Here is a 23,016-nt window from a genome sequence, read left to right on the forward strand (position 1 = left end):
GCGCGGCTTCCGGGGGCCCGGACCCCGCGTGGTAGAACGCCGCCTCATGGCCCGCATCCCCCTGACGCAGAGCGCGCGTGTGTCCCCGGCGTCCCTCCATCCCCCCCTCCGGAGCCGCGCCGCCACCGGCACGGTGGAGGTCACCCTGCTGCTGCGTCACGGGTCACCGCTGCCCACGGTGGCGGAGCTGTGCACGAACCCGCCGCGCCGCCCGCTCACCCATGAGGAGTTCGAGGCGAAGTACGGCGCGGACCCGAAGCACCTGGCCGCCGTGCGGCGCTTCGCGAAGAGCCACGGCCTGACCGTCACCTCCGAGCGGCGCGACCGGTGCTACGTCGTGCTCCAGGGGTCCACGGCCGCCATCCGCAAGGCCTTCGACGTGGACCTGCGGCGCTACACTTACGGGAAGACCTCCTACCTGACGCACACGAAGCCGGTGTGCCTGCCGCGCGCGCTGAAGGACGTGGCGGAGTGGGTCCTGGGCCTGGACACGCGGCCGCTGGTCACCCACAACGCGGCGGCCCTGCCCATCCCCCGGGAGATGGCGCGGCAGGCCGGGCTGCGCACGTACACAGCGCCCCACGTGGCCGCCCTCTACCGCTACCCCCGCAACCTGGGGGAGGGCCAGTGCGTGGGCGTCATCGAGCTGGCGGGCGGCTACAAGCAGGCGGACCTGGACGCGTACCTGAAGGCCGTGGGGGTGGAGCGCACGGCGCCGGTGGTGAACGTGGGGCCGAACAAGGCGGGGATCCTCAACACCGCCTCCAACGCGGAGGTCACCATGGACGTGGAGCTGGTGGCCTCCGTGTGTCCGGCCGCGCGCGTCGTCGTCTACAACGCGGCGTCGAAGGACTACTCGCTGCGCGACTACCACCGCGTCCTGGCGGAGGCCATCAGCGACCGGGAGAACCGGCCGTCGGTGCTGAGCACCAGTTGGTCCTTCTACGAAGGGGCGCTCATCCAGCCGGGCGAGGAGCTGGCCTTCGAGCGGCTCTTCGTCGAGGCCGCGCTGCTGGGCATCACCGTGTGCGCCGCGTCCGGTGACCTGGGCTCGCAGGTGCCGGTGAACGCCCGCTCGCCCACGGGCGCCATCACCGTGGCCGCGACGAGCTACCCCGCGGCGAGCGCGCTGGTGCTGGGCTGTGGCGGCACCACGCTGGAGGCGGTGGGGGACGTCCTCCACCACGAGCGCGTGTGGAACCGCCTGGGCGAGGCGATGTCCATGGGCCCCAGCTCCACGGCCGCGGGCGCGAGCAGCGGCGGCGTCAGCACCATGAACGCGCTGCCGCCGTACCAGCAGGGCATGGGCGTGCCGGAGCTGGTGAAGTCGTCATGGAAGAACGGCGTGTTCGAGGTCTCCCGGAGCACCGGCCGGGGCGTGCCGGACGTCGCGGCGAACGCGGACCTGCACACCGGCTATGAAATCGTCTTCAAGGGCCAGCAGGGCGTGGCCGCGGGCACGAGCGCCGCCGCGCCCATGTGGGCCGCGCTCATCGTCCGCCTCAACGCGGCGCTGGGCGAGCGCGTGGGCTTCCTCCACCCCCGGCTGTACGCGCTCGTCACCGAGGGCCAGCCCGTCGTGCGCCGCATCACCCTCGGCGGCAACGGCGCGTACTTCGCCAGCGACGAGACGCTGTGGAACGCGTGCACGGGCCTGGGCACGCCGGACGGCGAGGCGCTGCTCGCGGGCCTGCGCAGGCTCCAGCGCCGCAAGCACTGAAGCCTGGCTTCGTTGGCGCGCGGCTACTCCAGGATGCGCTCCATGCTCAGGAAGGGCCGCGCGGCGGGGATGCCGCGGCCCTTGCAGACCTCGATGAACTTGTTGGATTCGATCATCTGGGGCGCGGTCTCGTCGTACTGGAGCACCATCACGTGGCGCAGCCAGGGCTCCTGGCCCATGGCGTAGATGAAGACCTCCTTCGGGTTCAGGTGATTGAGGATCTCCGTGGCGCGGGCGCTGTCGGAGCCGTTGAGCCGGCGCGACTGGTCCATCTTGCGCGGCAGGGGCTGGCTGAGCAGCGGGCCGTACATCCAGCTCATCGGGCCGCCCTCGCACTCCATGCCCAGGTAGAGCGCGTCCAGCGGCCCCACCAGCGCCGACAGGTGCTGGTACATGCGCGGCTCCAGCGCGTTGGAGTCCGCGGCCATCAGCAGCGAGCGGCCGGCCAGCCGCACCAGGTGCGCCGTCTTCGCCTGCACCGCCAGGTCGCTGTGCTCGCCGATGAAGGGGATGCCCATCAGCGACCCGCCGGGGATTTGAATCTCCTGCAGGTCGTCGATCTCGATGACGTTCTTGAAGCCCGTCTTCTCCAGCACCAGGCGCAGCGACGGGTCCGCCAGCGAGTACGCGTTCGAGCGCGGCACCACGATGGTCCCGATGCGGTGACGCAACTGCAGCAGCGTCTCCATCATCAGGTGGTCCGCGTGGCCGTGGGTGATGAGGACGTAGTCGATCTTCTCCGGCAGGTCCGCGTGGGTGAAGCGCCGCTGGTCCGTGGGGAACTCGTAGCTGATGACGGGGTCGGTGAGGACGGACACCTCGCGCGTCTCCATCAGCACGCACGCGTGGCCGAAGTAGCGCACGCGCACGCCGGGGCCGGTGTACGGCTCGGGCTTGCGCGGGGCGGTCTCCGTGAAGAGGTCCGCGAAGGCCTCCGCGGCGGAGGACGGCACGCCCAGCATCTCCGCCACCTGGCCGGGGCTGCCCGGCGTGTGGCGCATGCGGAAGAGGGCGTCGATGCCCTCGTGCCGGTAGGGCACCTGGAGCCACAGGGGCGAGTCGCCCTCCAGGCGCGGGGTGCTGAAGACGTACTTGCGCGCGTCACCGGCCACGCGCATCAGCGAGATGCTCTGCGACGCTTCCTTGTAGAGGCTGCTGCGGTAGAGCAGCGGCTCCATGATGCGGGCGTTGGCGCGGTGGGCCAGGTCGTAGTGCAGCTCCACGAAGCCGCGCAGCATGTCCGGCACCTTGGCGTAGAGCGGCTCCAGGGACTCGCCCTTGGAGCTGGCCAGGAGCTGCTCCAGGTCCGACACGGCCTTGGTGTAGGCCAGCATGTCCGCCTGCTCGCGGGTGGTGCGGTCGAGCAGGGCCTTCACCTCGTTCACGCGCGACACGGGGTGGTTGATGAAGGGGCCGCCCATCAGCGCCGGGTTCTGCAGCGCGGCCACGTGCACGTCCGGGTTCGCCACGAACGACTGCATCAGCTTCAGGTGCAGGCGGGAGACGAACAGCGGCGCCGTGGCGGGGGAGATGAGGTACCACCAGACGTACCACTGGTTGAACAGCGGCTCGATGGCGACATCGGGCTTCAGGTACATCGGGCGGTCGAGCATGGAGGTCTCACGAGGGCGTCCGCCGGAACCGTGGGCCCGGACGCACGCGGATGGGCCGCCAATGTTGACGATTCCGGGCCTGACTTCAAGGTGCGGACTTCCTGGCCTGACCCGGAAGACGGCGGGGGCCCGCTACGGGCACCCCCGGCCCGCGTACGCGCTCGCGGACGGCGCATCACAGTCCAGCACGCGCACCCCGCCGGTCAGCCCCTCCACCTGGAACAGCGTGGGGACCCGCCCGGAGGAATAGGTGAGCGTCAGGGTGCCGGGCGCGGCGGCGGCGAGCGCGTCGGGGAGCCCCCGGCTGGCGCGCAGGCAGCCCAGGTCGCCCTCGACGCGCACGGGCCGCCCCGACGCGGGCAGGAAGCACAGCCCGCTCACGCTGGAGGCGTCCATCGACGGGGGGAGCGGGATGTCCTCGCCCACCTCGTCGCAGCATGACGGGACCTGCCGGCACGTCGTCGCCAGGCAGCGCGTGGCCGGGCAGGAGTCGCTGTCCCAGGTGTTGTCGCACACCGGCCGCTCCCAGCGCGCCACGCTGGCCACGGTGCCGTTCGCCAGCCGCACGTTCGCGTCCACGACGAAGCGGATGGGCTGCTGGGTGGCCTGGGCCCGCTGCCGCGCCTGCACCGCCGAGGACTCCAGCTCCCGCGCCGCGCCGCTCTCGCGCCGGCGCTCCAGGTCGCCGCGCATCCCCGCCACCGCCAGCGCCGTGCCCACGGCGAACACGGCCAGGGCCGCCATCAACTCCAGCAACGTCATCCCACGGGAGCGCTTCATGAGGTCCTCGGAGGGGCGTCGGGGCCCGGTCATGGCACCCGTCCCGCGATGGCCGGGTTGCGGAGGCTGACCCGGAAGGTGAGGGTGCGGCGGCGGTAGCCGTCCTGGGGGAAGCCCTCGTCGTCGCTCGTCCCCGCCTGGACGGAGCCCAGGTCGCGGCGGGGCGTGCGGACCACGAGCGTCACTTCAATGGAGCGGACGCGCTCCTGGAGCAGCCGCTGGAGCTCCGCGTCCGACGTGGGTGCGTCCTCCGGAGCGTCCGCGGGTCCCGTGTCCACCGCGCACAGCGCCTGGCCGAGCGTGCAGGCGTCCACCGCGGGCCTCCCGGCCTCCGCGTCCGGGAACCAGCGCGGGGGCAGTTGGGGCTGGGACAGGTCGATGAGCCCCTGCCGGACCTTCAGCCGCTCGACGTCGCGGCTCATCGCGGTCCACGTGGTGGCCCCCGCGGCCAGGTACTCCAGGACCGGTTCACCCGAGGCCCAGTTCACCCGGTACGACGCGCCCTGGGCCCGCATCAGCAGCCAGCCCGTCTGTTCCCACACGGCGTCCTGGGCGTCCACGCAGGGCCCGCTCCCGGTTCGCAGTGCGCCGGTGCCCGCGACGGCGGACACCTCCTGCGACGCCGCGCGGACCTGCGACACCTCCACGTGGCAGGCCAGCGCCTGGCTGGCATTGACGAGGAACGCGGGCGTCGTCTGCCCCGACACGGGCTGGAGCTCCGTGGAGGGCGAGGCCGCCGTGCAGAAGCGCTCCGCGCCATCCTCGCGGACGCGGTAGGCCTTTCCACCGGAGCAGTCGTCCAGGGTGATCAGCCCCCGGCTGTCGCCCCACCACAGTTGCAGCGCATCCGAGGCCATGTCCGCGTAGGGGCCGCTCGCGGGCGGCAGCCTGAAGCCTGGATCCGCGGCCAGCAGGGGCGGACGGCCCTCGGACAGGTCCGGTGACGTCCACACGGTGAGGCCCTGGCGCACGTCTCCCTGGGAGAACACCAGCGTGGCGTTCCCCATGCCGGCGCCCACGCGGAGCAGCTCGGAGACGAGGAACTCCTTGATGGAGCGTGCGTTCGTCTGCGCCAGCATCGTCTGCTGCTCCAGCGTCGAGCGCCGCTGGAGCTGGAGGCTGGCGCCCAGGGCCATGGCCAGCAGCACCACGGACACCGCGGAGCCGATCATCAGCTCCACCAGCGTGAAGCCCCGCTGAAGGGAAGCCCCGCGGCTCATGGCGCCATCCGCGTCTGGAGGACCACCACCTGGCGTCCGGTCCGGGCCGGCTCCACCCAACTGACGCTGACCCGCACGTTGACGAGGTCGCCAGGGCCCTGTCCCCGGAGCGAGCGGTCCACGGCCGGCACGCCGACGGAGCCGTTCTCGTTGAGGCCCGGCTGGACGGAGCCGTCCACGTCCACGGAGATCTCGTACTCGCGCGCGACGACGGAGGCCGCGGGCTTGCTGGTCAGCACCGCCCCGGCGGCGGTCTGCCACACCGTGGAGCGGGTGCCGTCCAGCGCGGCGATGTTTCCGCACGCAGGGGCGCGCGTGCACCCCATGGACACGATGTTCTCCAGGGTCAGCTCCCCCAGGGTCTGGGCTTGCGTGGCGGTGAGGGTCCGGCGGTTGGCGCGGTTCGTCTCGCGGATCATCGCCATGGCCCCCATCAGCCCCAGGATGAGCACCACCGACGCGGCCAGCGTTTCAATCAGGGCGACGCCCCGGCTCGCGGAGGTCTTCCGGGTCTTCATTTCGGCAACCGTCCTTCCGGCACGGGCTCCCAGAACAGGACCCGCGAGCGCGTGGCGGCGGCGCTTCCGGTGTCGTTGTTCCAGGCGTCGTTGCCCACCATCAGCATCTTTCCGTCCGCGGTGAGCACGAAGAGGTGCTCGTCATGGACCACCGGCGCGCTGACGCCGTGGCCCTGGAGGGGCGCGCTCGACAGCGTGGGCGCCAGCGCCCCGGTGTTCACCTGGCCCACGGCATAGAACCGCCCGCTCTCCGTGCTGCTCAGGCTGCAGATGTCCGCGGCCTTGCCCACCGCCGTGGTGGCGTAGACCTGGTCCTGGGACAGCGAGACGCCGCCCCACACCGCCTGCCCCGCGTCCAGCGGCTTCACCCAGAGCGGCGTCAGCGCCGAGCAGCCCCGTGTGCCCGTGGGGTCCGGATCCTCGTAGCCCAGCAGGTGGTAGCGGTAGCGGGTGTTGTTGGCCGGCCCGTCCGAGCTCTCGTCCGGGTTGTCCGCGGTGCCGAAGTAGAAGCGGACCACCGGGCCGGTGGACGCGTCCGTCACCTTCACGGCCAGGTTGGAGTAGAGCTGCTGGTAGCTCTGGTCCTGCCCCTGCGCGGCGCTGCTGCTCAACGACACGTCCACCGGGGCGTCCGCCACGCGGCAGCGGCGCACCTTGGCGCCTGGCGGCGCGCTCGTGTCGACCTGATCCAGGTTGATGCGGTACACGCGGCCGGCGGTGGTCGGGACGTAGAGGACCTCGTAGGTGCCGTCATGGTCCAGGTCCACCAGCGCGGCCTCGCCCGCGATGCCGGAGGCGTCGTCCAGGGTGATGACGCCCGCCATGCGGCCGGCGGCGGTGGTGCCCAGGTCCAGCGGGCGGCCCGTCTTCATGTCGAGCAGGTAGAGGGTGCCCGCCCGGCCGGAGCTGGGGACGTAGTCCGTGCCGACGACGGCGGTCCACGCGCCTGGGGTCCGTGTGGAGCCCCAGGCCAGGCGCACCACGCTCGGCGCGTGCCGCGAGCCGGAGTCATCCGGGAGCTTCACCTTCTTGGGCGATGACCTCTCCGCGTTGCGCGCGTCCGTGAAGGCCTGCTGCACGGCGCCGTCCGCCAGGCTGAACTCCCAGAGCGGCAGCGGGTACTGCGCGGGGAGGTCCGGCCGGGTGATGTCGAGCGCGAACACCGCCGGGCTGCCCTTGCCCGTGGCGGAGACCAGGACCGTCTTGGCGCCCTGCGTCCGGGAAGGGGTGCTGGACATCGTCCACGCGGGCTTGCCGGGCACGCCGAAGTCCACGTTGGCGATGGTGGGCGAGGCATCCACCTGCGGACGGGGCAGGTTGCCCGAGCCCAGGAAGCGCGCGTACCGGTTGACGTAGCGCTCCAGCAGGAGCCGCGGCAGGTAGGCGAACCGCTCCTCGCCGGTGCCGTAGTCGCGCGGCGACGTGCCGGCGCCACATGACGTCGGCGCGAAGTAGCCGCGTTGTTGATCCCGGGCGAGGCAGCCATCGCGCGCGCCGGTGCGGAACGCCCCCGCGTCGAAGGCGTGCAGGTAGCCGCTCACCGTGCCCACGTAGGCTACGGTGCGGCGGTTCTTCAGCGGCTCCATGAAGTTCTTGCGGTACTGGTCGCGCTCCGCGGCGCGGGCGCTCTGGTACCAGCCGTCGAGGAACGGCGGCACGGCCAGCGCCACGGTGGACAGGTTGACGCCGCCCACGGGCCAGGCGCGCCGCACGTTCGAGGCGCCCGGCGCGTGCAGGTCCTCCCAGCCGTACAGCCACTCGCGCAGGAAGGCGCGGTCGTTGGTGACGTCGTTGATCTGCTTGAACGGGTGCGTGGGCGTGCCGCAGGTGCCGTCGTTGTTCAGGTCGAAGACGTAGCGGCCGTTGACCACCTGATCACAGAGCGAGTCCGGGAAGAGGGGGCTGGTGGACGCGCTGTCGGCGGCGGCCGTCGCGATGTCCGTGCGCGCCCCCGTGGCGTCCAGGGTGAAGAGCCTGCGGGTGGCGGGGTCCTGGCCCTTCGTCAGCGCGATGGCCATGACCCGGCCGGCGTTCCACCGCTCGACGACGTTCGTCCGGTTGGGGGCCTCCGGGTCGTAGAGCGAGCGGAAGTAGAGGTGCCCGCGCACGGCCAGGTCCGTGGTGCCGTCGTAGGCGCGCGTGGTGGCGGCGGGCATGCCGGCATACCCGGGCGCCGTCCAGCCCTGGCCCCAGCCGCGTCCGGGCGTCTCGTTCGCGCCCCAGACGATGGCGTTGCCCACGGTGGACGGCGAGGCGCGAGCGTAGGTGCCGGCGCGCACGGCCTGGTAGCCCACGTCCACGTTGTCGATGATGGGGCGGCAGCGTTCGTTCGGGCTGGTGATGTCCGCCTTCCAGCACAACTGCGAACCGGTGAAGCCCAGCGCCAGCATGTCCAGCTCCACCTCCTGGGTGGGCGGCGAGGTGTTGGGGAACTCCACCGGATACCAGGTGGGGTTGGGATTGCGGGTGCAGGTGCCGCCGGCGCAGACGCGGCAGTCCACGGCCACGGCGTACCGGAGGGTGGGCAGCGGCCCGCCGGGAGGCCGGCACGCGCCGGGGATCTCCTCCGACCAGCACGGTGCGCCGCCGGTGCAGGTGCGCGGCGCGGGGGCGAGGTCGTCCTGGCGGCGGAAGCGGACCTTGGTGATGGTGAAGTCCTCGGCGATGTCCGGGGAGATGTCGCCGGAGACGGTGCCGGAGCGGACGCCGCCGCCGTTCTCCTTGTTGATCAGGAACACGACGTCGTTGAAGTCGCGGTCACCGCCGCCGTTGAGGTCCTCGAACCCGAGGATCCACCGGAAGGGGTCCGTGCTCGGCGCGCCCATGATGACGTGGGCCATGCGGTTGTTGGCGGGCCGGGGGATGGACTCCTTCTCCATGGGCATGTCGAGGTTGCCGTAGGCCGCCGTGTTCAACCGGCCCAGCGTGGAGTTGAGGTGGGTCTTGGGGCCCTCCAGCCAGCCGCAGAGCAGCTCCTTGGTGCCGGACACGGCGCAGGCCCCGGCGGACGTGGAGGGGCTGCTCGGGTTGCAGCTCGAGTTGTAGCTGCAGCCGATGTTGCGCTCGGCCGTCACCGTGCCGCCCACGGCGTTCTGGTCCATGTTCCACGCCGCCTTGGAGAAGAAGACGGAGACGGACGTGCGCAGGTGCAGGGTGCACTTGTCGTCCGCGTCCCGGCGCAGGCACGGGAAGACGGTGCCGCCCGTGGACGTGGGGGCGTGGGACGCGTCGTAGAAGACGACGAGGAAGAACACGAGCTCCTTGCCGCCTTCGATCTGCCCCAGGTCCACGGTCCTGTCGTACGTGGTGATGCCGGGGTCGGGGTTGGTGGCGCGCTGGAGGCCGTTGGGGTCGTACCGGGAGACGTCGTAGTCGGGGACGCCGTCGGCGGTGTTGCTGGAGTCGGCGACGGGGGCGATGTTGTTGAAGACGCTCAGGTCCGTGTCGTCGTCGGACAGGAGGAAGACCATCTTCCCCAGGCCCAGCTTGTTGTTGCGAGGGTCGGCGGGCTCCAGCAGGTTGGGGATGTAGTCGAAGACGCCACGGTCGGAGAACGCGGGGGACGTGGGCGCGCCGCCCATCAGGCTGCCCACGAGGTCGACCTTGAGGGTGTTGCCCGTCTGCCCCGGCCGCGCGTCCTTCAGCGACTGCTGGGAGGCGAAGGTCGACGCGCAGCCACCGTTCATCGCCAGCTCGGGCTGGTTGTAGGTGAAGCCGCCGGAGGTGAACGACACGTTGCACCGGCGGTTGGGCGCGCCCGCCGAGGTGTAGGGGCCGATATAGGGGCGGGCCTTGGCGCCGCTCGTGGGCGCCAGGTTGAAGAGGTCCTCGTGCAGGTCGAGGATGCCGTTGCTGTTCTTGTCGACGAGGTTCCCGTTGGCGTCCGCGTAGCCCCGGGCCTTCACGTCGTCCATGTACATGTAGCCGAGCGCGTGCGAGGCGCCGGCGGACTCGAACACGTAGCTGATGGTGACGTGCTGATCGAACGGGAAGTAGATGCGTTCGGGGTCCAGCACGGTGAGGTTGGTGTTGAGCTGGAGCCGGGGCGGGCTCTCGCGGGTGATGTTGACGGACTGGTTCGTGTCGAAGCCGCTGGCCTGGAAGTCGGGCTGCTTGTCCTGGGTGAGCACGTCCTGGCAGAGCTGGCTGAGCCCCTGTGCGTGCGCGAACAGCGGTGCCAGCAGGAGCGCGCAGACGGCGAGGGCGCGGTTCATCGCGTCTCCTTCGCGCGCCGCTCGGCGAGCTGCTGCTCCAGCTCCTGCCGCAGCCGCTCCGCGCGCTGGGGCTCCGGAGGCTGGGACGCGGTGGCCAGGAACGACATGAGCGCATCCAGGTCCGAGGGCGCGAGCATGCGGGTGTCGCAGCCCGTGTCGGGCTTGAGGCGCTGGGGCCCCTGGATCCACTTGCGGACCTGCTCGTAGCCACGGCGGGGCATCAGCTCGCCCAGGTGGGGGCCGCTGCCCTTGGAGGCCGCGACGAGGCCCGAGGTGGACGGGGCCTTCGTCTGCGCCTGGGCGACGTGGCACCGGGAGCACGCCTGTTGGAAGAGGACCTCGCCCCGGCTCTCCGCGTGGGCGAGCGGCGCGAGGAGGAGGAGCGCGGGGAGGAGGTGGACTCGCATGGACGCCTCGATGCCTTGCAAGCTTCAGAAGAAGCGGACGGTCTGGGTGGCCGGGGCGCGGCGGTCCAGGGAGTTGTTGAAGGTGTTGTTGGGGCCGCAGCCGCGGTTCACGCAGCCCGGGCCGGTGAGCTGCAAGGCATTGTCATTGGTGATGAGGGCCTGGACGACGGAGCGGGCAGGGCGCCCGCCGCCCACCACCACCTCGCCCACGGCGACGAGCCAGACCCGGCGGTTGGTGTCGGTGGTGAAGTCGGCGTCATCCGCGTCGTCATGGACGAACACGCGGTAGCGGACGTGGGCCTGGCGTGGGTAGTCCACGTAGGCCTCGCCCGTCGCGCTCGAAAGCTCCGAGGGCGTCATGGCCTCCGGAGTGAGCGAGTACGTGTTCCAGCCGTCAGCGGAGCCCGCGGCGGGGAGGACCTCGTACCAGGGCTGGGCGGCGGACCCGAGCCCGGGCTCGCTCACGGGGGCGCCGAGCTGCGCGAGCGCGGAGTTGTAGGTCTCCGAGTCCCCGAGCAGCAGGCGCATCGTCTCGCGTCCCTCCGCGAGTCCCGCCTCCGCGGCGAAGAACGCCTCCTTCTGTCTGCGCAGGTCGCCCTGGACAGAGGCCTCGCGGGTCACCGCGCGAACCGTCAGGGCGACGGTCACGCTCAGCGCGAGCGTGATGCCCAGGGCCGCCAGCAGGGCGAAGCCGCGATGGCGTGGCTTTCTGAGGGGAGAGGTGGGACGTCGTTGGGAGCGGGACTCCGAGGGGGGAGGAGCCATGGCCCGGGATAGAGCAAGGGCCGTGCCCTGGGCTTACGGATGATGACGAAAGGGCCGTCACCCTCTGGAAGACAGACGTCGCGGGTCCTGACGGCGCGCCAATTCCAGACAAACTCACGGGTGATTTCTCCAGAATCTGGATGGCCTGAACCAGATTCTGGAAGCGCGTCAAAAGTATGTTCTGGGAACATCAGGCAGGTCGGGCCATGCCTGCTTGCCCCGTGCCCGCCCGGGGAAGCGGCCGTTGCGGGGTGGACAGAGGACGCCCGGCCAGGCGTCAGACCCGTTGCGCCCGACGAGTCCCCTGCTATAACGCCCGCCGCCTCACGACCCCGTAGCTCAGTTGGATAGAGCGGCGGTTTCCTAAACCGCAGGCCACAGGTTCGATTCCTGTCGGGGTCACTCCGCAACCCCCCGTTCCGACTGAGGATTTCGTCAGGATGGGGTAGGGCGGACGCGCAGGGGCCGGGACCCTGGGAGCGCGGTAGGAGTCCTGAGGCTCTTCCCTCGGGCGCCTCTCCTCCTCCTCCTGACCTCAGGTGTCGTCGGGTAGGAAGACGAGGTGATCCACGGGCAGGCGCCCCGAGTTCGCGAGTTCGAGGTACTCCTCGCGGCTGCGGACCGTCGCGATGACCTCTGGAGAGCCGTTCTTCATCACCAGCACCGCGCCGATGGTTCCGGGTTCCTTCGCATTGAAGATCGCCTTGAGCGCGACCTGCTGCACGGAAGAGGGGCGGGCGCGAAGCTCGCGGACGATTGCAACGACGATTCCCGTGGCCGCGGTCGACAGCAACGCGACGAACAGCCAGTCCACCTGGCCTGTGGGTGACCGGTTATAGGCCAGACCCGTGACGATGATGGCTGCACCCAGCCAGACGGGCACCGCCAACACCCACCCTGAAGTTTCTCTCTTCACCCAATCATCCGCCGGCCAGTGGCAACGAGGCACCCGAGTTCACGGCCCCATGGACCGGCGAACCCCTTGCTCTATCTTATCACCCACCAGATAGTCCGTGATGAAGTACCCGACGCCTCCGATGATGATCCCCGCGACAGTACCCAATCCGGGAACCACCGAGCCCGCGAGCGCGCCGGTCCCCATCGCGGTAAGGATTCCGCCGACGGTCCCTCCGACCAAGGCGCGCGTCCCCGTGGCGACGTAATCGGTGGTGGAGTGCTCCTGGTCATCCATCGCCAGCATGGCCATTGAGAAGACGGGGGCTGCCACGCTACCTCCTGCCGCGCTGCCGAATCCCCGTCCAATGCTTGCTGCGAACCTCGGAACCGCGCCCTTGCTGATGAGTTGTCGTGCCATGGCGCTCCCCATGTTACCGGCGACAAGGGTTTCGGTGAGTCCTCCCGCCAGCCCCGAGGCACCGCCCGCGAACCCCACTTTGCCCAAGCGAACGCCTGCATCGGGGGGAAGTTGCTCATTCAGCAGCATCCCCCCTCCTTCGAATGCCATGGCAACGACCATCCCGCCCATTGAGCCTCGTCCCCCGGAGATGCCCCCTGCCTTCAGGTTTCCTCGAAGTCCACCCCCATGCTTCTCGATCATCAACAGTTCCGGTAGAAGCCACCCCTCAAGCTGGCCAGGGGTCATCGTCGGGTTGGCGCGCTCTACCTTCAATCGGAAGCTTTGTAGGTTGACGAGCGGCCTTGTGGTGATTCCGTTGGATTTGACGCGACCGGCGAGTTGTTGACGTATATCCCGCAGTGCCTTGTCGATTGTTTGTCGCGCCGACTGGGTTGTTCCAGGCGCGAGCTGAAGAGCTCGCAGTGCCTGATATGAAAGATATGTCTTCCCGTTGATGGATACGGGCTTGAGGGTAAGGAGTTGGTCGGCGAGTTGCCAGTAGGCCTTTTTTGTGTAGTTCGCGGGATCTTCCAGTGCGGCCCGGAATGACTTGACGTCGTTCGCGTTGACGGTGACGTACCCGTTTCGCATCATCAGGGCTTTCCCTTCCGCAGCGGGAAGGTCTGGGTACAGCGATTCGCGTGCCAGGTTGTACTTGTTGGTTTTGAGCCCCAGCATTTCCGCCAGGCCCTTCAGGTAGGTCGCATGGGGGTCGCCGCGAGCCCCTGAGCTGGGGACGCTGGTTTTCACCGAGTTCAGTCCGCCGAACGGATCTTTGAGATCGAAGACGGGATGATTCGTCCGGATGATGTTGAGGTCCAACGGAGGGAATAAGTCCTTATTCTTGGCGGAAAGTTCTCCCAGGGAACCGCGCCATCCGTTTGGGTTTTTTGGATTCGCTGCGACGAGGGCAGGAGCATGTCGCTCGAATGCCGGGACGTGGAGTAGGCTGTTGTAATAACCAGCCATGACTGCCTGAGGAACGGTTGGTACGGAGTGGTGACTCAACTGCTTTTGGAGTTGCTCTCCAGTGAGGGCGTTTCGAGCTTTGTTGAGTTGATGGGCGGGCACCTCTTTGACGATGACTACATCGCCATACGGCACCAACTCGTAGTGTACCTTCGATGGGTGAGCAGTGGATGGCTCGACCGTTTCTTGCGAAACGTAACCATGGAGTGTCCTCCCCTGGAGTTTCGCGGTGACGGCCAGCCATCCATCTTGTTGTCCGGTGATCTGGACGAGCGTGCCTCGCGGAAGGTCCGCGATAATCCCTTGATATGGATGCGCGCGATCCTTGTGCGGCTTTGAGCGGAGCGCCACACTCCAGCGGCGGATGATTCCATTCCTGAATCCAGCCACGAAGACCTCCCGCATTCTCTGCGTCTACCTCGCCGCCAGGGGGACCCGTCGGGTCAATCCCTCAACGATCAAGGAGGCGCGTCGTAAACGAAAGGACCGGGAGGGTGGGACAGGACAACGAGTCCCTGGGTGTGGTGTCTGGATGGCCAGGGGCGGAGATAACCCGGCGACGGGGATTGGATATTTGCGGAAGGAGTATTCCTGGTGCCCCCTTTGGGGGCACACGCTTGGACGAGCTGGGCCGATGTGTAAGACGTTCGACGCCGGCCGCTTCTGATCAGTAGCCGGTGCCGCCGCAGTGGTTGTTCATTCCGTCCTCGGTGCCGTACGGGATGCCGTCCTCGCAGATCTGACGGCTGGGCGCGTAGACGTCCTGCCAGATCATGCCTCCAGGGGAGGTGACCAGGGTGAAGGCGGAGCCGGCGAAGTTCGACGTCCAGAAGCCCATGACGTCGGGGCTGCCCTGCACGGCATCGAGCAGCTCGGAGATGTTCTTGCGCGTGTAACGCATGCGGGACTCCTTGAGAGGCGGCGAGGTTGGGAACCCTGATACTAGCGGAAGCCGCCAAGTCGGAGAGACTGGGCGCATGGAACACTTCGTCCAGGTCGCTGACGGCGTCTCCCTCTGGGTCGAGTCACGAGGCCCAGAGACGGCTCCCGCCGTTCTGCTCATCATGGGGTCCACTGCATCGGGGCTGGTCTGGCCGGATGAACTCGTGGACCTGCTCGCCCGGCGCTACCGGGTCATCCGGTATGACCATCGAGACACCGGGGCGTCCACCTGGGACTTCGACCGGATCCCCTACTCGGCGACCCGGATGGCCGAGGATGCCCTGGCCATCCTCGATGCGCTCGGCATCGCTCGCGCGCACGTCGTGGGCCTGTCGCTGGGTGGCTTGCTGGCGCAGTGGCTTCTGGTCACGCATCCCGCGCGGCTTCTCAGCGCGACGATCATCGGGGCTCCCGCGCTCGACGGTGCCCCTGCGCGCGCCGACCTCCCCTCACGCGCGCCCATCGACCCTGGGCTGTTCGAGTTCTGGAGCCACATGTTCGACCCGCGCGGCCTCGATGAGCAGGTGGAGTGGCGCGTCGAAAACTGGCGCAGACTCAACGGTCGCGTGATCCCCTTTGATGCCGACGAGTTCCGCGCACTCGAGCGACGCATCATCGCGCATGCGGGCCGTCACGATACTTCGACGGCCCATGCCCGAGTCGACCCTTCCGGATTGGCTCGAGGAGCGGAGCTGGCGCAGGTCACCGTGCCCACGCTCGTCATCGCCGCCCCGGAGGACCCCACCCATCCCGCGTCCAATGCGCGGTTCCTCGCGGAGACCCTGCCACGCTCAACCCTGGTGACCGTCGACGGAATGGGGCACGCGCTCCCTCGTGCGATCGTGCCACCTCTTGCGGCGGCACTCCTGCAACAGTTCGACACGGTGACTCCTGCAGCCGGAGTTTGAACCGTGCAGTCCAGGGCTCGAAAGCCGAATCACCGCTGGGCGACATCCCTCGCTAGCCGAGCGCCGCCTTCCGGTCCGGCTTGCGCTGGAACCTGTGGAGCACGAAGCCCACCGCGAGCGCGATGGCCCCGGCGATGAGGTTCTTCCGCTCCGCGCTCATCGCGAAGACGACACACAATGCGGCGGCGGCGAGGGGAATCACGGGCCCGCCAGGGATGCGGAACGCGTTCGCGGGCGCCTGGAGCTTGCGGCGCAGCACGGGCACCGCCAGGGCCGTGCCGAAGTACGTGGCGAGCCGGGCCACCACGGAGAGCGTGGCGAGCACCTCGAACGAGCCGGAGAACGCCAGGGGCAGCGCGATGGCCGTCTGCGTGAGGATGGCGACCGTCGGCGTGCGGTAGCGTGGATGCAACGTGGCGAGCGCGGCGGGGCCAAAGCCATCCTGTGCCAGCGCGTACAGGTAGCGCGGCCCGGCGAGCACGGTGTTGCTGTTGGTCCCCAGGATGGACAGCACCCCGCCCACCGTCATGAGGAGCCCACCCCAGCCCCCGAGGAACCGCGCGGCGGCGTTGGCGAGCGGCGTCTGCGCGTCCGCGACCCCGGGCAGCGTGCCCAGCGCCACCCACTGCACCGCCGTGTAGATGAGCGTGACGACGCCTATCTGCACGATGAGCGCGAAGGGCACGTCGCGGCGAGGGTTCTTGAACTCACCCGCCGGAGCCGCCGTGTTCTCGAAGCCGGCATAGGCGAACAGGAGCAGCAGCACCGCGGACCCCAGGTTGCCTCCGTCCCTGGGCGCCACCGATGTCGCCAGCGGCACGGACACGAAGAAGAGGCCCACGGTGATGAACACCAGCAGTGGCACCGTCTTGGTGACGGCGAGGAACACCGCGGTGCGGGCGCCGCCCTTCACGCCCACGACGTTGATGGCGGTGAGCGCGAGCAGGGGCACGGCGATGGCCAACCCCTGGCCGATGCCCGAGTTCGCCGCGGGCCACAGGAAGCCCAGCGCGCGGGAGAAGCCGACGGACAACGAGGCCACGGACGAGACGCGCGCCAGCCACGTCATCCAGCCGACCTGGAACCCCACCCGTTCACCAAAGGCTTCACGCGTGTAGAGATAGGCGCTGCCGGGCGTGTCGAAGTAGCTGGCCGCCTCCGCGAAGCAGAGTACGAGCAGCAGCACCGCCAGCCCCGCGAGCACGACGGCGCCAGTGCTGGCCGAGCCCAGGTTCGCGGCGGCCGCCGCGGGCAGCAGGTAGACCCCGCTGCCGATGACGTCGTTGATGGAGAACCCGACGATTTCCCAGCGCGATACCGCGCGCCGCATGCCTGGCTCATGAAGAGGCGAAGGGGTTCCGGTGGTCATGGATGGACGGGGAGGGGAACCCACTGGAGCACAGATGCCGCGAATCCGCGAATTCGTGAGAAGTCGCGGTCCGTTCATTCCGCCCGGGCCTTCGCTCAGTGGCGCAGCAGCCAGGTCGCCAGCGGCTGCCAGGCCAGCGCCGGCGCGTCGGTGCCGTACAGCAGGTCTCCGTGGCCGAAGTCCTCCGCGACGCGCTCCGGTCCGAACCGCCGGACGACGAGCGTCGTGACGTCGGTGGATGACACGCGCGTCGTTGAATACAGCCCGGAGTCACCGAACGCGCCCGCCGCGCCCAGGTAGAACAGCGGGACGCGGATGTTCGCGAGCTCGGGGCGCGGGGTGGTGCCACACCAGATGGCATCCAGCTCCGCCGTCTCGCGCAGCGACTGGTGCGGCGGCGCGCTGGCGAACCAGGCGCTCACGCTCTCCTCGGACGACTCCCGCAGCCCCACGGCACCACCCTGCTCATTCAGGACTGGCGCGCTCAGGTGATACAGGGGCGTGTACGGCGCGAACCAGTACGTCATGCCCGCCAGCGTGTTCATCGTCTCGCGGTTGGTATAGGGCGGGAAGATGGGCGACGTCGCTTCCGGCGCGCTCCGGGCCAGCGAGCCCACGTCGATGAAGAAGCGGTTCTCGGAGTCGGTCACCCCCTGGGCCAGGGCCTCGCGCCCGGCTGCCGCGTTCGCGCACGCGAAGTCCCGCAGGTCCGAGTGTTCGGGCGCGAGGTCGTAGTAGGCATCCAGCACGGCGATCGCCGAGAGGTGCTGGCCCCTGGCGGCCGCATAGGCATACGTGAGCTGGCCGCCATGAGAGAAGCCAGCGAGCACGATCCGGCTCAGGCTGTGGTCGGTGATGGCGCGCTGGACACGCGCGAAGGCGAGCGCGTCCTCGATGTCCCCGAGCTCCTGGTCCACGCCCATGTCCCCCAGGTCCGAGATGTCGCCGTCGGCCTTGGGGAGCGTCCAGCGCCGGTCGACGCCCCAGGTGTCGACGCCTCGCGACGCCAGGTAGGGCGCGAGCCCCGGCGCCGACGACGCGGGTGTGCCGAGCGTGGGCACGAAGTTCGTGACGAAGTTGGCGAAGTCACCGTGGAGCAGCATCACCGCGTGTGACGTCGGGCGCGGCTGCCACGGGGTGAGTTCGCGCACGACGCGGTGGATCCGCACCACGGCGTTTGGCTTGGAGCCCACGCGAAGGTCGAATTGATAGTGATAGACGTCGGCCGTGACGTGCTCACGCTTCATCGCCACGGGCGGCGGAGCAGCGACAGCGGAGGTGCATGCGACCAGGACGGCCAGCGCGAGACCAGGACGAACCATTGCGGACCCTCGATATGACTTCGACGCGGTGAACGAAGCGCAGGGGTTGGGATGCGACGCCCTGTCTCCTCAAGAGTCCCCGTCCCCGTTTTTGATGCACGCCAGGTCCGCTCCATGGTTGGGCGACACACAGTGTCTTCGCAGGTTCTCGTGAGCGGAGATGACTCTGTGTAAATAGCCGCCCTTCACCCCCGGATGAGACATGGAGCAAGACATGCGGATGAGCGCAGTGGTCGCGTTGTGCACGTTCATGGTGGTCGGCTGTGGCGTCGGAGCGGAGGGAACGCTCGAGGATGCGCCGCCGCAGGAGGCCGTCAGCGGTGAGGCCCTGGCGCCCGGCCAGGTCGAGACGATGCGGATCCCCCCGGATGAGGACGACCCGCTCTGCGGCCCCGAGGACGAGTACTACTACGAGACCACCAGCTACTCGTCGCAGCAGAGCTACCTGTGGCAGTGCCAGGGCTACGCCTACCCGGGAGGCCCGTTCGTCCGCTGCAACACGTACAAGGTCTGCCAGGTGGAGGACGTGTACATGAACTACGGGCTCTGCGTGGGCGACGTCCTCTACGGATACCGGCGCCTCAAGTCGTCCACCGTGACGACCAACTGCTACAACATCAGCCTCAACGCCGCGACGGGCATGTCCTGCCCGAACCCGCTCTACGGCGGCTACTGCTACTGAGCTTCCGCGACGTCCGGCTCGCGCCCGCCAGCAGGGTTCAGGCGGCGCGCGAGGCCGGGGCGCATCGTCAATCGCAGTGGAGCCTCCCGGCTCACGCGGTCAGCCGTTGCAGGGCCTCCGCGAGGCGGAGGTGCCCCTGGAATGCTCCGTTGCCCTGAGGCGCCTCGCCCTTTTCAATGGCATGGGCGAAGCGCACGCCGGGGTCCTCCTCCATTCGTTCGAAGAGGCCCTCGAGCTTCGGGTAGTCGCGGCGGTCCAGGACGTCGTGGTACCGGGTCCACCGGGCGATGCCGATGAAGTAGGCGTCCGCCAGCGTGCGGTGGTCGCCCAGAAGCCACGGCGTGTCGCGCATCAGCGCTTCGAGGTTCGCGTGCGCGGAGACCACCTTTCGGGCCCCAAGCTTGCGCAGTGCCTGCTTTTCGGCCTCCGGCAGTTCGGCGTGCTCGAGCGTGTACCAGAGCGGCGAGAAGGTGCCGAAGAAGGTGCTGTTCAGGAACGCGAGCATCTGGTTCAGCCGGTCGAAGTCCTCCGTGCCCTGGGCGAACGACAGCCCGGTGCCCACGCCGCGCGCGCCCAAATCCACGGTAAGCAAGCGCGTGGCCGAGTTGGAGGACGCGTTGGGCGCCCGGCTGATTCAGCGCACGTCGCGCAGCTTCACGCTGACGGACGTGGGGCGGGACTTCCTCGACCATGCCCGCGCCGCCGTGACGGAGGCGGAGGCCGCGGAGAACGTGGTGCGCCACCGGCAGGCGGAGCCCCGTGGCGTGGTGCGAATCACCACGTCGGTCCCCACGGCGCAGTTCCGGCTCGCGGACCGGCTGCCACTGCTGGCCCTGGCGCATCCCAAGGTGCGCGTCGAGCTTCACGCGACGGACCGCTTCGTGGACCTGGTGCAGGAGGGATTCGACATCGCCGTGCGCAGTCACTTCTCGCCCTTGCCCGCCTCGGGCCTGGTGCAGCGCCGGCTCGCGGTGGAGTCCATCATCCTGGTGGCATCGCCCGGCTACCTGGCCAGCCACGGGAGGATTCGCAGGCCCGAGGATTTGAGCGAACACGACGGCCTCCTGACCCGCGCCAAGGCCACTTCATGGCGGCTGCGTGGGCGGGCGGGGGAGTCGGTCACCGTGATGCCTCGGGCACGGATGACCGCCGATGAGTCGCTGGTGCTCCTCAAGGCTGCCACGGCCGGGCTGGGCATCGTCTGTCTGCCGGAGACGTTCACCCGCGTGGACGTGGAGTCCGGCCGGCTGGTGCATGTGCTTCCGACGTGGACCGCGGGAACGGTGACGACGACGATTCTGACGCCACACCGCAGGGGCCAACTGCCCGCCGTGCGCGCCGTCATCGACTTCTTGATGGAGGGCGCCAGCGAGGCGTGAGCGTCCCCGCCCCGGGCGGCTGCGCTGCTACCCGTTCTCCGGAGTCCTGACGACTGAGCCGACCTGCTTCCTCACCGGCGTGTCGCCCTCCGCGCCCCAGCTCAGCCGCGCGCGGGTGCCTCGCGGCTCCAGGGGTTCGATGGACAGCGCCCATCCGAAACGTCGGGCCAACCGGTCCACCAGCGATAAGCCGATGCCGTGGCTCTCGCTCCCGGGCTCGGCGCGGCCAAAGCCAGCTCCCGTGTCGGTCAGGGTCCACGACTGGGGCTCGAGGGTGATCACGATGCGCCCTTCATCCGTGTAGGCGAGCGCGTTCTTGAGGAGGTTTCCCATCATCACCCTTGCGACGGACGCGGGGACGGGCGCGTGGACTTCCTCCGCGGAATCGATGACGAGCGCGATGCCGTCATCGCGCCGCAGGTGCCCGTACAACGCGAGCAGCTCTCGTGAGACGCGGTGCAGGTCGCAGCGCTCCTCGGAGCGGCGCTCACGGGCCAGCCAGAGGATTCCCTCCGTCAGCAGGCCCATCTGGCTCACGGCCCTGCGCAGGCGGTCGAAGGTCTCCGCGTCTCCCGGCGGGTCGAGTTCGAGGATCTCCACCGCGCCCTGGGCCACGGCCAGGGGCGTGCGCAGCTCGTGACTCGCGTCGCGGTTGAACCGCTGCTCACGCTCCAACTGCTCCTGGATGCGCACGTCGCGGGCGAGCAGCGCGTCGCGCAGTGCCCGGACCTCGTCCACGCCGCCGTCATCCTCGGGCGGCGGGGCCCCTTCGGCCCGGAGCCACTCCACCATCCGCTCCAGCGGCCGACCGAGCCGTCGAGCCACGAGAAGGGCGAGGAGCGCGGCGGCCAGCATCGCCAGCAGCGCGCTGGTGAGAGTCAGCCCCGCGGTCCGCTTCAGGTGCGCCGTCGTGCTCGTCAGGTGCGTCACGTCGAACGCGAAGTACCGGCGGTCTCCTCCAGCCCCGGGCCGCACCGCGACGTGGAAGTGTCCGTGCTCAGCGGCGGGCACCTCGTACTCGCCAGGCGGGGCGTTCGGACGCAGGCGCTCCGCGAGCCAGGAGGGGAGCGCGGCGTGGCCGTCATACAGCGTGATTCCAGGCACGTGACCTGACCCGGCCCGGTCCGCCTCCGCCGCCACGATGCGGCTGAAGATGACGTCCTCCAGGTCGTAGCTGAAGAGCGTGAAGAACCCTCCCATCAGCAGCAGCGCGAACGCGGCGGACAACCCCATGGCGCGCTGGAGCACGGCGCGCACCGACCTGCTGGACCTAGCGCGCATCCAGGCGGTACCCCTCGTTGCGCAGGGTGGTGATGGCCTCATCGAGCCCCAGCCCGGCGAGCGCCTTGCGCAGGGCATACACGTGGGTGCGCAGCGCGCTGGACCCGGGGGCGTCGTCCCCCCAGAGCCGCTCCGCCAGCGTGTCCGCGGGGACGGCTTCGGGAGCGGCCTCCATCAACCACCGCAGGCGCAGTGACTCCGTGCGGTTGAGGCGGACGGAGCGCCCACCCCAGCGCGTCTGCCCGCTCTCCGGCTCCAGCGTGAGCCCGCCCCACGTCAGCTTCCGCCCGCTCGGAGGGACGGGCCGGCGCGCCAGCGCTTCCAGCCGCCAGCGCAGCTCCCGGAGTGAGAACGGCTTGACGAGGTAGTCGTCCGCGCCCGCCTGGAAGCCTGCTTCCTTGTCCTCGAGCGTGTCCCTGGCGGTCAGCATCAGGATGGGCACGAGCCTGGGCGCGACCTGCCGGTAGCGCTCGCACACCTCCAGGCCGCTCATGCCGGGCAGCATCACGTCCAGCACGATGACGTCGTACGGCTGGCCCAGCGCGAGCGCGAGCCCCTCGGGCCCGGTGCCCGCGAAGTCCAACAGGAAGTCCGGCTCCAGGAACCGCGCGATGTTGGCCTGGAGGTCGCGGTTGTCCTCGATGACGAGTACGCGCATGGGAGTGTCCCGGATGCTACCCGCGGTCACGTCAAACGAATGTCAGCGAGTGGGTGACGCCCGGCTGACCGCCAGCCCCCCACGCTCCACGGCCTCTCCAACGAGGAGTCCCGTGATGACGCGTTCGCTGTTCCTGGGTCTGATGCTCCTGGCCACCTCCGTGGCCCACGCCGCGAGTCCCCCGGTCCCCATGGAGGTCCGCGCGGAGGATGGGGAGCGGATTCCCGCATGGGTCCTGGAGCCGGAAGGGGAGCGGGCCCATCCGCCCGTGGCCCTCCTGCTGCACGGCCTCACCCGGAGCAAGGACGACTGGCTGTCGGAGGCGGAGCCGACCTTCGGGGGCGCCCTGATGGAGCACCTGCGGAGCGCCGGCTTTCGGGTCTACCTCATGGACGCGAGACGGCACGGCGCGCGAGCGACCCCCGACGCGCGGCCTGGAGCCCTCGCGAAGCGAGCGCACGCGGGGGACGCCGGTCCGTATCAGGCGATGATTGTCGACACCGTGCGTGATGCCCAGGCGCTCCTCAAGACAGTGCTCGCCAACGGCAAGAAGCCGCCGAGCGTGCTCGTCGCCGGCTACAGCATGGGCGCCCAGGTGGGCCTCCTGCTGGCCTCGCGCGAGCCTCGGATCACCCACCTGGTGACGATGGTGCCGCCCCATGTCGACCCCGTGCTGGGCGACGCCGCACCGGTGAACCGGGTGGGGCAGGTTCATCAGGCCTGGCTGCTGCTGACCGCGAACCGCGATCCCTTCTCCACCGAGGAGGACACCCAGAAGCTGTTCAAGGCCTCGCCCTCCAAGCACAAGACGCGCCGGGCCTTCGACAGCGGGCACGCGCTGCCACGCGAGTACCTGGACGAGGTCCGCCGCTGGTTGGAGGCGCAGCGTCTGCCATAGGTTCATGGGGGCAG

At 69.5% G+C, this 23,016-nt stretch carries 20 protein-coding genes and 1 tRNA gene; 6 read left to right on the plus strand and 15 right to left on the minus strand.

Annotated elements, in window-relative coordinates; all coding sequences use genetic code 11:
* Nucleotides 1-46: 46 nt before the first annotated feature.
* On the plus strand, nucleotides 47-1,720 hold the full coding sequence (locus K8556_RS00560; RefSeq protein WP_223738065.1) for a protease pro-enzyme activation domain-containing protein: 1,674 nt from the start codon (nucleotides 47-49) through the stop codon (nucleotides 1,718-1,720).
* 23 nt (nucleotides 1,721-1,743) lie between these two features.
* Here K8556_RS00560 and K8556_RS00565 read toward each other — a convergent pair whose 3' ends face one another.
* The 7 genes from K8556_RS00565 to K8556_RS00595 form a co-directional block, all read right to left on the minus strand.
* Complete coding sequence (locus K8556_RS00565) at nucleotides 1,744-3,333, minus strand: MBL fold metallo-hydrolase (protein WP_223738066.1); 1,590 nt, start codon at nucleotides 3,331-3,333, stop codon at nucleotides 1,744-1,746.
* A 132-nt stretch (nucleotides 3,334-3,465) separates the two neighbouring features.
* Nucleotides 3,466-4,113 carry a Tfp pilus assembly protein FimT/FimU gene (locus tag K8556_RS00570; RefSeq protein ID WP_223738067.1) on the minus strand — a complete coding sequence of 216 codons (648 nt, stop codon included), beginning with the start codon at nucleotides 4,111-4,113 and terminating at the stop codon, nucleotides 3,466-3,468.
* A 29-nt stretch (nucleotides 4,114-4,142) separates the two neighbouring features.
* Nucleotides 4,143-5,333 carry a prepilin-type N-terminal cleavage/methylation domain-containing protein gene (locus tag K8556_RS00575; protein ID WP_223738068.1) on the minus strand — a complete coding sequence of 397 codons (1,191 nt, stop codon included), beginning with the start codon at nucleotides 5,331-5,333 and terminating at the stop codon, nucleotides 4,143-4,145.
* Nucleotides 5,330-5,851: a pilus assembly protein gene (locus K8556_RS00580; protein ID WP_223738069.1), complete on the minus strand. Its 522-nt coding sequence runs from the start codon at nucleotides 5,849-5,851 to the stop codon at nucleotides 5,330-5,332. Before K8556_RS00580 ends, K8556_RS00575 begins: the two co-directional genes overlap by 4 nt.
* Nucleotides 5,848-10,065: a DUF4114 domain-containing protein gene (locus tag K8556_RS00585; RefSeq protein WP_223738070.1), complete on the minus strand. Its 4,218-nt coding sequence runs from the start codon at nucleotides 10,063-10,065 to the stop codon at nucleotides 5,848-5,850. Before K8556_RS00585 ends, K8556_RS00580 begins: the two co-directional genes overlap by 4 nt.
* Nucleotides 10,062-10,472 (minus strand): cytochrome c family protein, encoded by a 411-nt coding sequence (locus tag K8556_RS00590; RefSeq protein WP_223738071.1) that lies wholly within the window; start codon nucleotides 10,470-10,472, stop codon nucleotides 10,062-10,064. Before K8556_RS00590 ends, K8556_RS00585 begins: the two co-directional genes overlap by 4 nt.
* A 24-nt stretch (nucleotides 10,473-10,496) precedes the next feature.
* Entirely contained in the window at nucleotides 10,497-11,120 is a 624-nt protein-coding gene (locus K8556_RS00595) for a hypothetical protein (protein ID WP_223738072.1), read from the minus strand.
* Nucleotides 11,121-11,565: 445 nt separating this feature from the next.
* Between K8556_RS00595 and K8556_RS00600 the strand changes: the two genes are divergently transcribed.
* Nucleotides 11,566-11,639: transfer RNA gene (locus K8556_RS00600), tRNA-Arg, on the plus strand.
* 133 nt (nucleotides 11,640-11,772) lie between these two features.
* Here K8556_RS00600 and K8556_RS00605 read toward each other — a convergent pair.
* The 3 genes from K8556_RS00605 to K8556_RS00615 all read right to left on the minus strand — a co-directional run bounded on the left by K8556_RS00605 (nucleotide 11,773) and on the right by K8556_RS00615 (nucleotide 14,464).
* Complete coding sequence (locus K8556_RS00605) at nucleotides 11,773-12,120, minus strand: hypothetical protein (RefSeq protein ID WP_223738073.1); 348 nt, start codon at nucleotides 12,118-12,120, stop codon at nucleotides 11,773-11,775.
* 72 nt (nucleotides 12,121-12,192) lie between these two features.
* Complete coding sequence (locus K8556_RS00610; protein WP_223738074.1) at nucleotides 12,193-13,968, minus strand: hypothetical protein; 1,776 nt, start codon at nucleotides 13,966-13,968, stop codon at nucleotides 12,193-12,195.
* Between the two features lie 262 nt (nucleotides 13,969-14,230).
* Nucleotides 14,231-14,464: a hypothetical protein gene (locus tag K8556_RS00615; protein ID WP_223738075.1), complete on the minus strand. Its 234-nt coding sequence runs from the start codon at nucleotides 14,462-14,464 to the stop codon at nucleotides 14,231-14,233.
* 76 nt (nucleotides 14,465-14,540) lie between these two features.
* On the opposite strand from K8556_RS00615, the gene K8556_RS00620 reads away from it, so the two are divergent.
* A complete protein-coding gene (locus K8556_RS00620; RefSeq protein WP_223738076.1) occupies nucleotides 14,541-15,413 on the plus strand; it encodes an alpha/beta fold hydrolase in 873 nt (290 codons plus the stop codon).
* 52 nt (nucleotides 15,414-15,465) lie between these two features.
* Here the strand turns inward: K8556_RS00620 and K8556_RS00625 are convergent, their stop codons facing one another.
* On the minus strand, nucleotides 15,466-16,743 hold the full coding sequence (locus K8556_RS00625) for an APC family permease (RefSeq protein WP_223738077.1): 1,278 nt from the start codon (nucleotides 16,741-16,743) through the stop codon (nucleotides 15,466-15,468).
* Between the two features lie 134 nt (nucleotides 16,744-16,877).
* Complete coding sequence (locus K8556_RS00630) at nucleotides 16,878-18,104, minus strand: hypothetical protein (protein WP_223738078.1); 1,227 nt, start codon at nucleotides 18,102-18,104, stop codon at nucleotides 16,878-16,880.
* Between the two features lie 220 nt (nucleotides 18,105-18,324).
* Between K8556_RS00630 and K8556_RS00635 the strand changes: the two genes are divergently transcribed.
* Nucleotides 18,325-18,786, plus strand: coding sequence for a hypothetical protein (locus tag K8556_RS00635; protein WP_223738079.1), 462 nt, complete (start codon nucleotides 18,325-18,327; stop codon nucleotides 18,784-18,786).
* 91 nt (nucleotides 18,787-18,877) lie between these two features.
* On the opposite strand, the gene K8556_RS00640 is transcribed toward K8556_RS00635, so the two are convergent.
* A complete protein-coding gene (locus tag K8556_RS00640; protein ID WP_223738080.1) occupies nucleotides 18,878-19,348 on the minus strand; it encodes a glutathione binding-like protein in 471 nt (156 codons plus the stop codon).
* On the opposite strand from K8556_RS00640, the gene K8556_RS00645 reads away from it, so the two are divergent.
* Nucleotides 19,317-20,165, plus strand: coding sequence for a LysR family transcriptional regulator (locus tag K8556_RS00645; protein ID WP_223738081.1), 849 nt, complete (start codon nucleotides 19,317-19,319; stop codon nucleotides 20,163-20,165). The two genes, K8556_RS00640 and K8556_RS00645, sit on opposite strands and share 32 nt — an antisense overlap.
* A gap of 27 nt (nucleotides 20,166-20,192) precedes the next feature.
* Here the strand turns inward: K8556_RS00645 and K8556_RS00650 are convergent, their stop codons facing one another.
* Together K8556_RS00650 and K8556_RS00655 are read right to left on the minus strand one after the other, a co-directional pair.
* On the minus strand, nucleotides 20,193-21,446 hold the full coding sequence (locus K8556_RS00650; protein WP_223738082.1) for a HAMP domain-containing sensor histidine kinase: 1,254 nt from the start codon (nucleotides 21,444-21,446) through the stop codon (nucleotides 20,193-20,195).
* Complete coding sequence (locus K8556_RS00655) at nucleotides 21,436-22,104, minus strand: response regulator transcription factor (RefSeq protein ID WP_223738083.1); 669 nt, start codon at nucleotides 22,102-22,104, stop codon at nucleotides 21,436-21,438. Before K8556_RS00655 ends, K8556_RS00650 begins: the two co-directional genes overlap by 11 nt.
* Before the next feature lie 115 nt (nucleotides 22,105-22,219).
* On the opposite strand from K8556_RS00655, the gene K8556_RS00660 reads away from it, so the two are divergent.
* Nucleotides 22,220-23,002 carry an alpha/beta hydrolase gene (locus tag K8556_RS00660; RefSeq protein WP_223738084.1) on the plus strand — a complete coding sequence of 261 codons (783 nt, stop codon included), beginning with the start codon at nucleotides 22,220-22,222 and terminating at the stop codon, nucleotides 23,000-23,002.
* The last annotated feature ends 14 nt before the right edge of the window (nucleotides 23,003-23,016 follow it).

Origin of the sequence: Corallococcus sp. AS-1-12, from assembly GCF_020036995.1 — a bacterium.
GTDB lineage: Bacteria > Myxococcota > Myxococcia > Myxococcales > Myxococcaceae > Corallococcus.

What these genes read in the sequence shown, in the direction of transcription:
- K8556_RS00560 (WP_223738065.1), top strand. Translation starts at nt 47, where the DNA reads ATGGCCCGCATCCCCCTGACGCAGAGCGCGCGTGTGTCCCCGGCGTCC.
- K8556_RS00565 (WP_223738066.1), bottom strand. Translation starts at nt 3,333, where the DNA reads ATGCTCGACCGCCCGATGTACCTGAAGCCCGATGTCGCCATCGAGCCG.
- K8556_RS00570 (WP_223738067.1), bottom strand. Translation starts at nt 4,113, where the DNA reads ATGAAGCGCTCCCGTGGGATGACGTTGCTGGAGTTGATGGCGGCCCTG.
- K8556_RS00575 (WP_223738068.1), bottom strand. Translation starts at nt 5,333, where the DNA reads ATGAGCCGCGGGGCTTCCCTTCAGCGGGGCTTCACGCTGGTGGAGCTG.
- K8556_RS00580 (WP_223738069.1), bottom strand. Translation starts at nt 5,851, where the DNA reads ATGAAGACCCGGAAGACCTCCGCGAGCCGGGGCGTCGCCCTGATTGAA.
- K8556_RS00585 (WP_223738070.1), bottom strand. Translation starts at nt 10,065, where the DNA reads ATGAACCGCGCCCTCGCCGTCTGCGCGCTCCTGCTGGCACCGCTGTTC.
- K8556_RS00590 (WP_223738071.1), bottom strand. Translation starts at nt 10,472, where the DNA reads ATGCGAGTCCACCTCCTCCCCGCGCTCCTCCTCCTCGCGCCGCTCGCC.
- K8556_RS00610 (WP_223738074.1), bottom strand. Translation starts at nt 13,968, where the DNA reads ATGCGGGAGGTCTTCGTGGCTGGATTCAGGAATGGAATCATCCGCCGC.
- K8556_RS00615 (WP_223738075.1), bottom strand. Translation starts at nt 14,464, where the DNA reads ATGCGTTACACGCGCAAGAACATCTCCGAGCTGCTCGATGCCGTGCAG.
- K8556_RS00620 (WP_223738076.1), top strand. Translation starts at nt 14,541, where the DNA reads ATGGAACACTTCGTCCAGGTCGCTGACGGCGTCTCCCTCTGGGTCGAG.
- K8556_RS00625 (WP_223738077.1), bottom strand. Translation starts at nt 16,743, where the DNA reads ATGCGGCGCGCGGTATCGCGCTGGGAAATCGTCGGGTTCTCCATCAAC.
- K8556_RS00630 (WP_223738078.1), bottom strand. Translation starts at nt 18,104, where the DNA reads ATGGTTCGTCCTGGTCTCGCGCTGGCCGTCCTGGTCGCATGCACCTCC.
- K8556_RS00635 (WP_223738079.1), top strand. Translation starts at nt 18,325, where the DNA reads ATGAGCGCAGTGGTCGCGTTGTGCACGTTCATGGTGGTCGGCTGTGGC.
- K8556_RS00650 (WP_223738082.1), bottom strand. Translation starts at nt 21,446, where the DNA reads ATGCGCGCTAGGTCCAGCAGGTCGGTGCGCGCCGTGCTCCAGCGCGCC.
- K8556_RS00655 (WP_223738083.1), bottom strand. Translation starts at nt 22,104, where the DNA reads ATGCGCGTACTCGTCATCGAGGACAACCGCGACCTCCAGGCCAACATC.
- K8556_RS00660 (WP_223738084.1), top strand. Translation starts at nt 22,220, where the DNA reads ATGACGCGTTCGCTGTTCCTGGGTCTGATGCTCCTGGCCACCTCCGTG.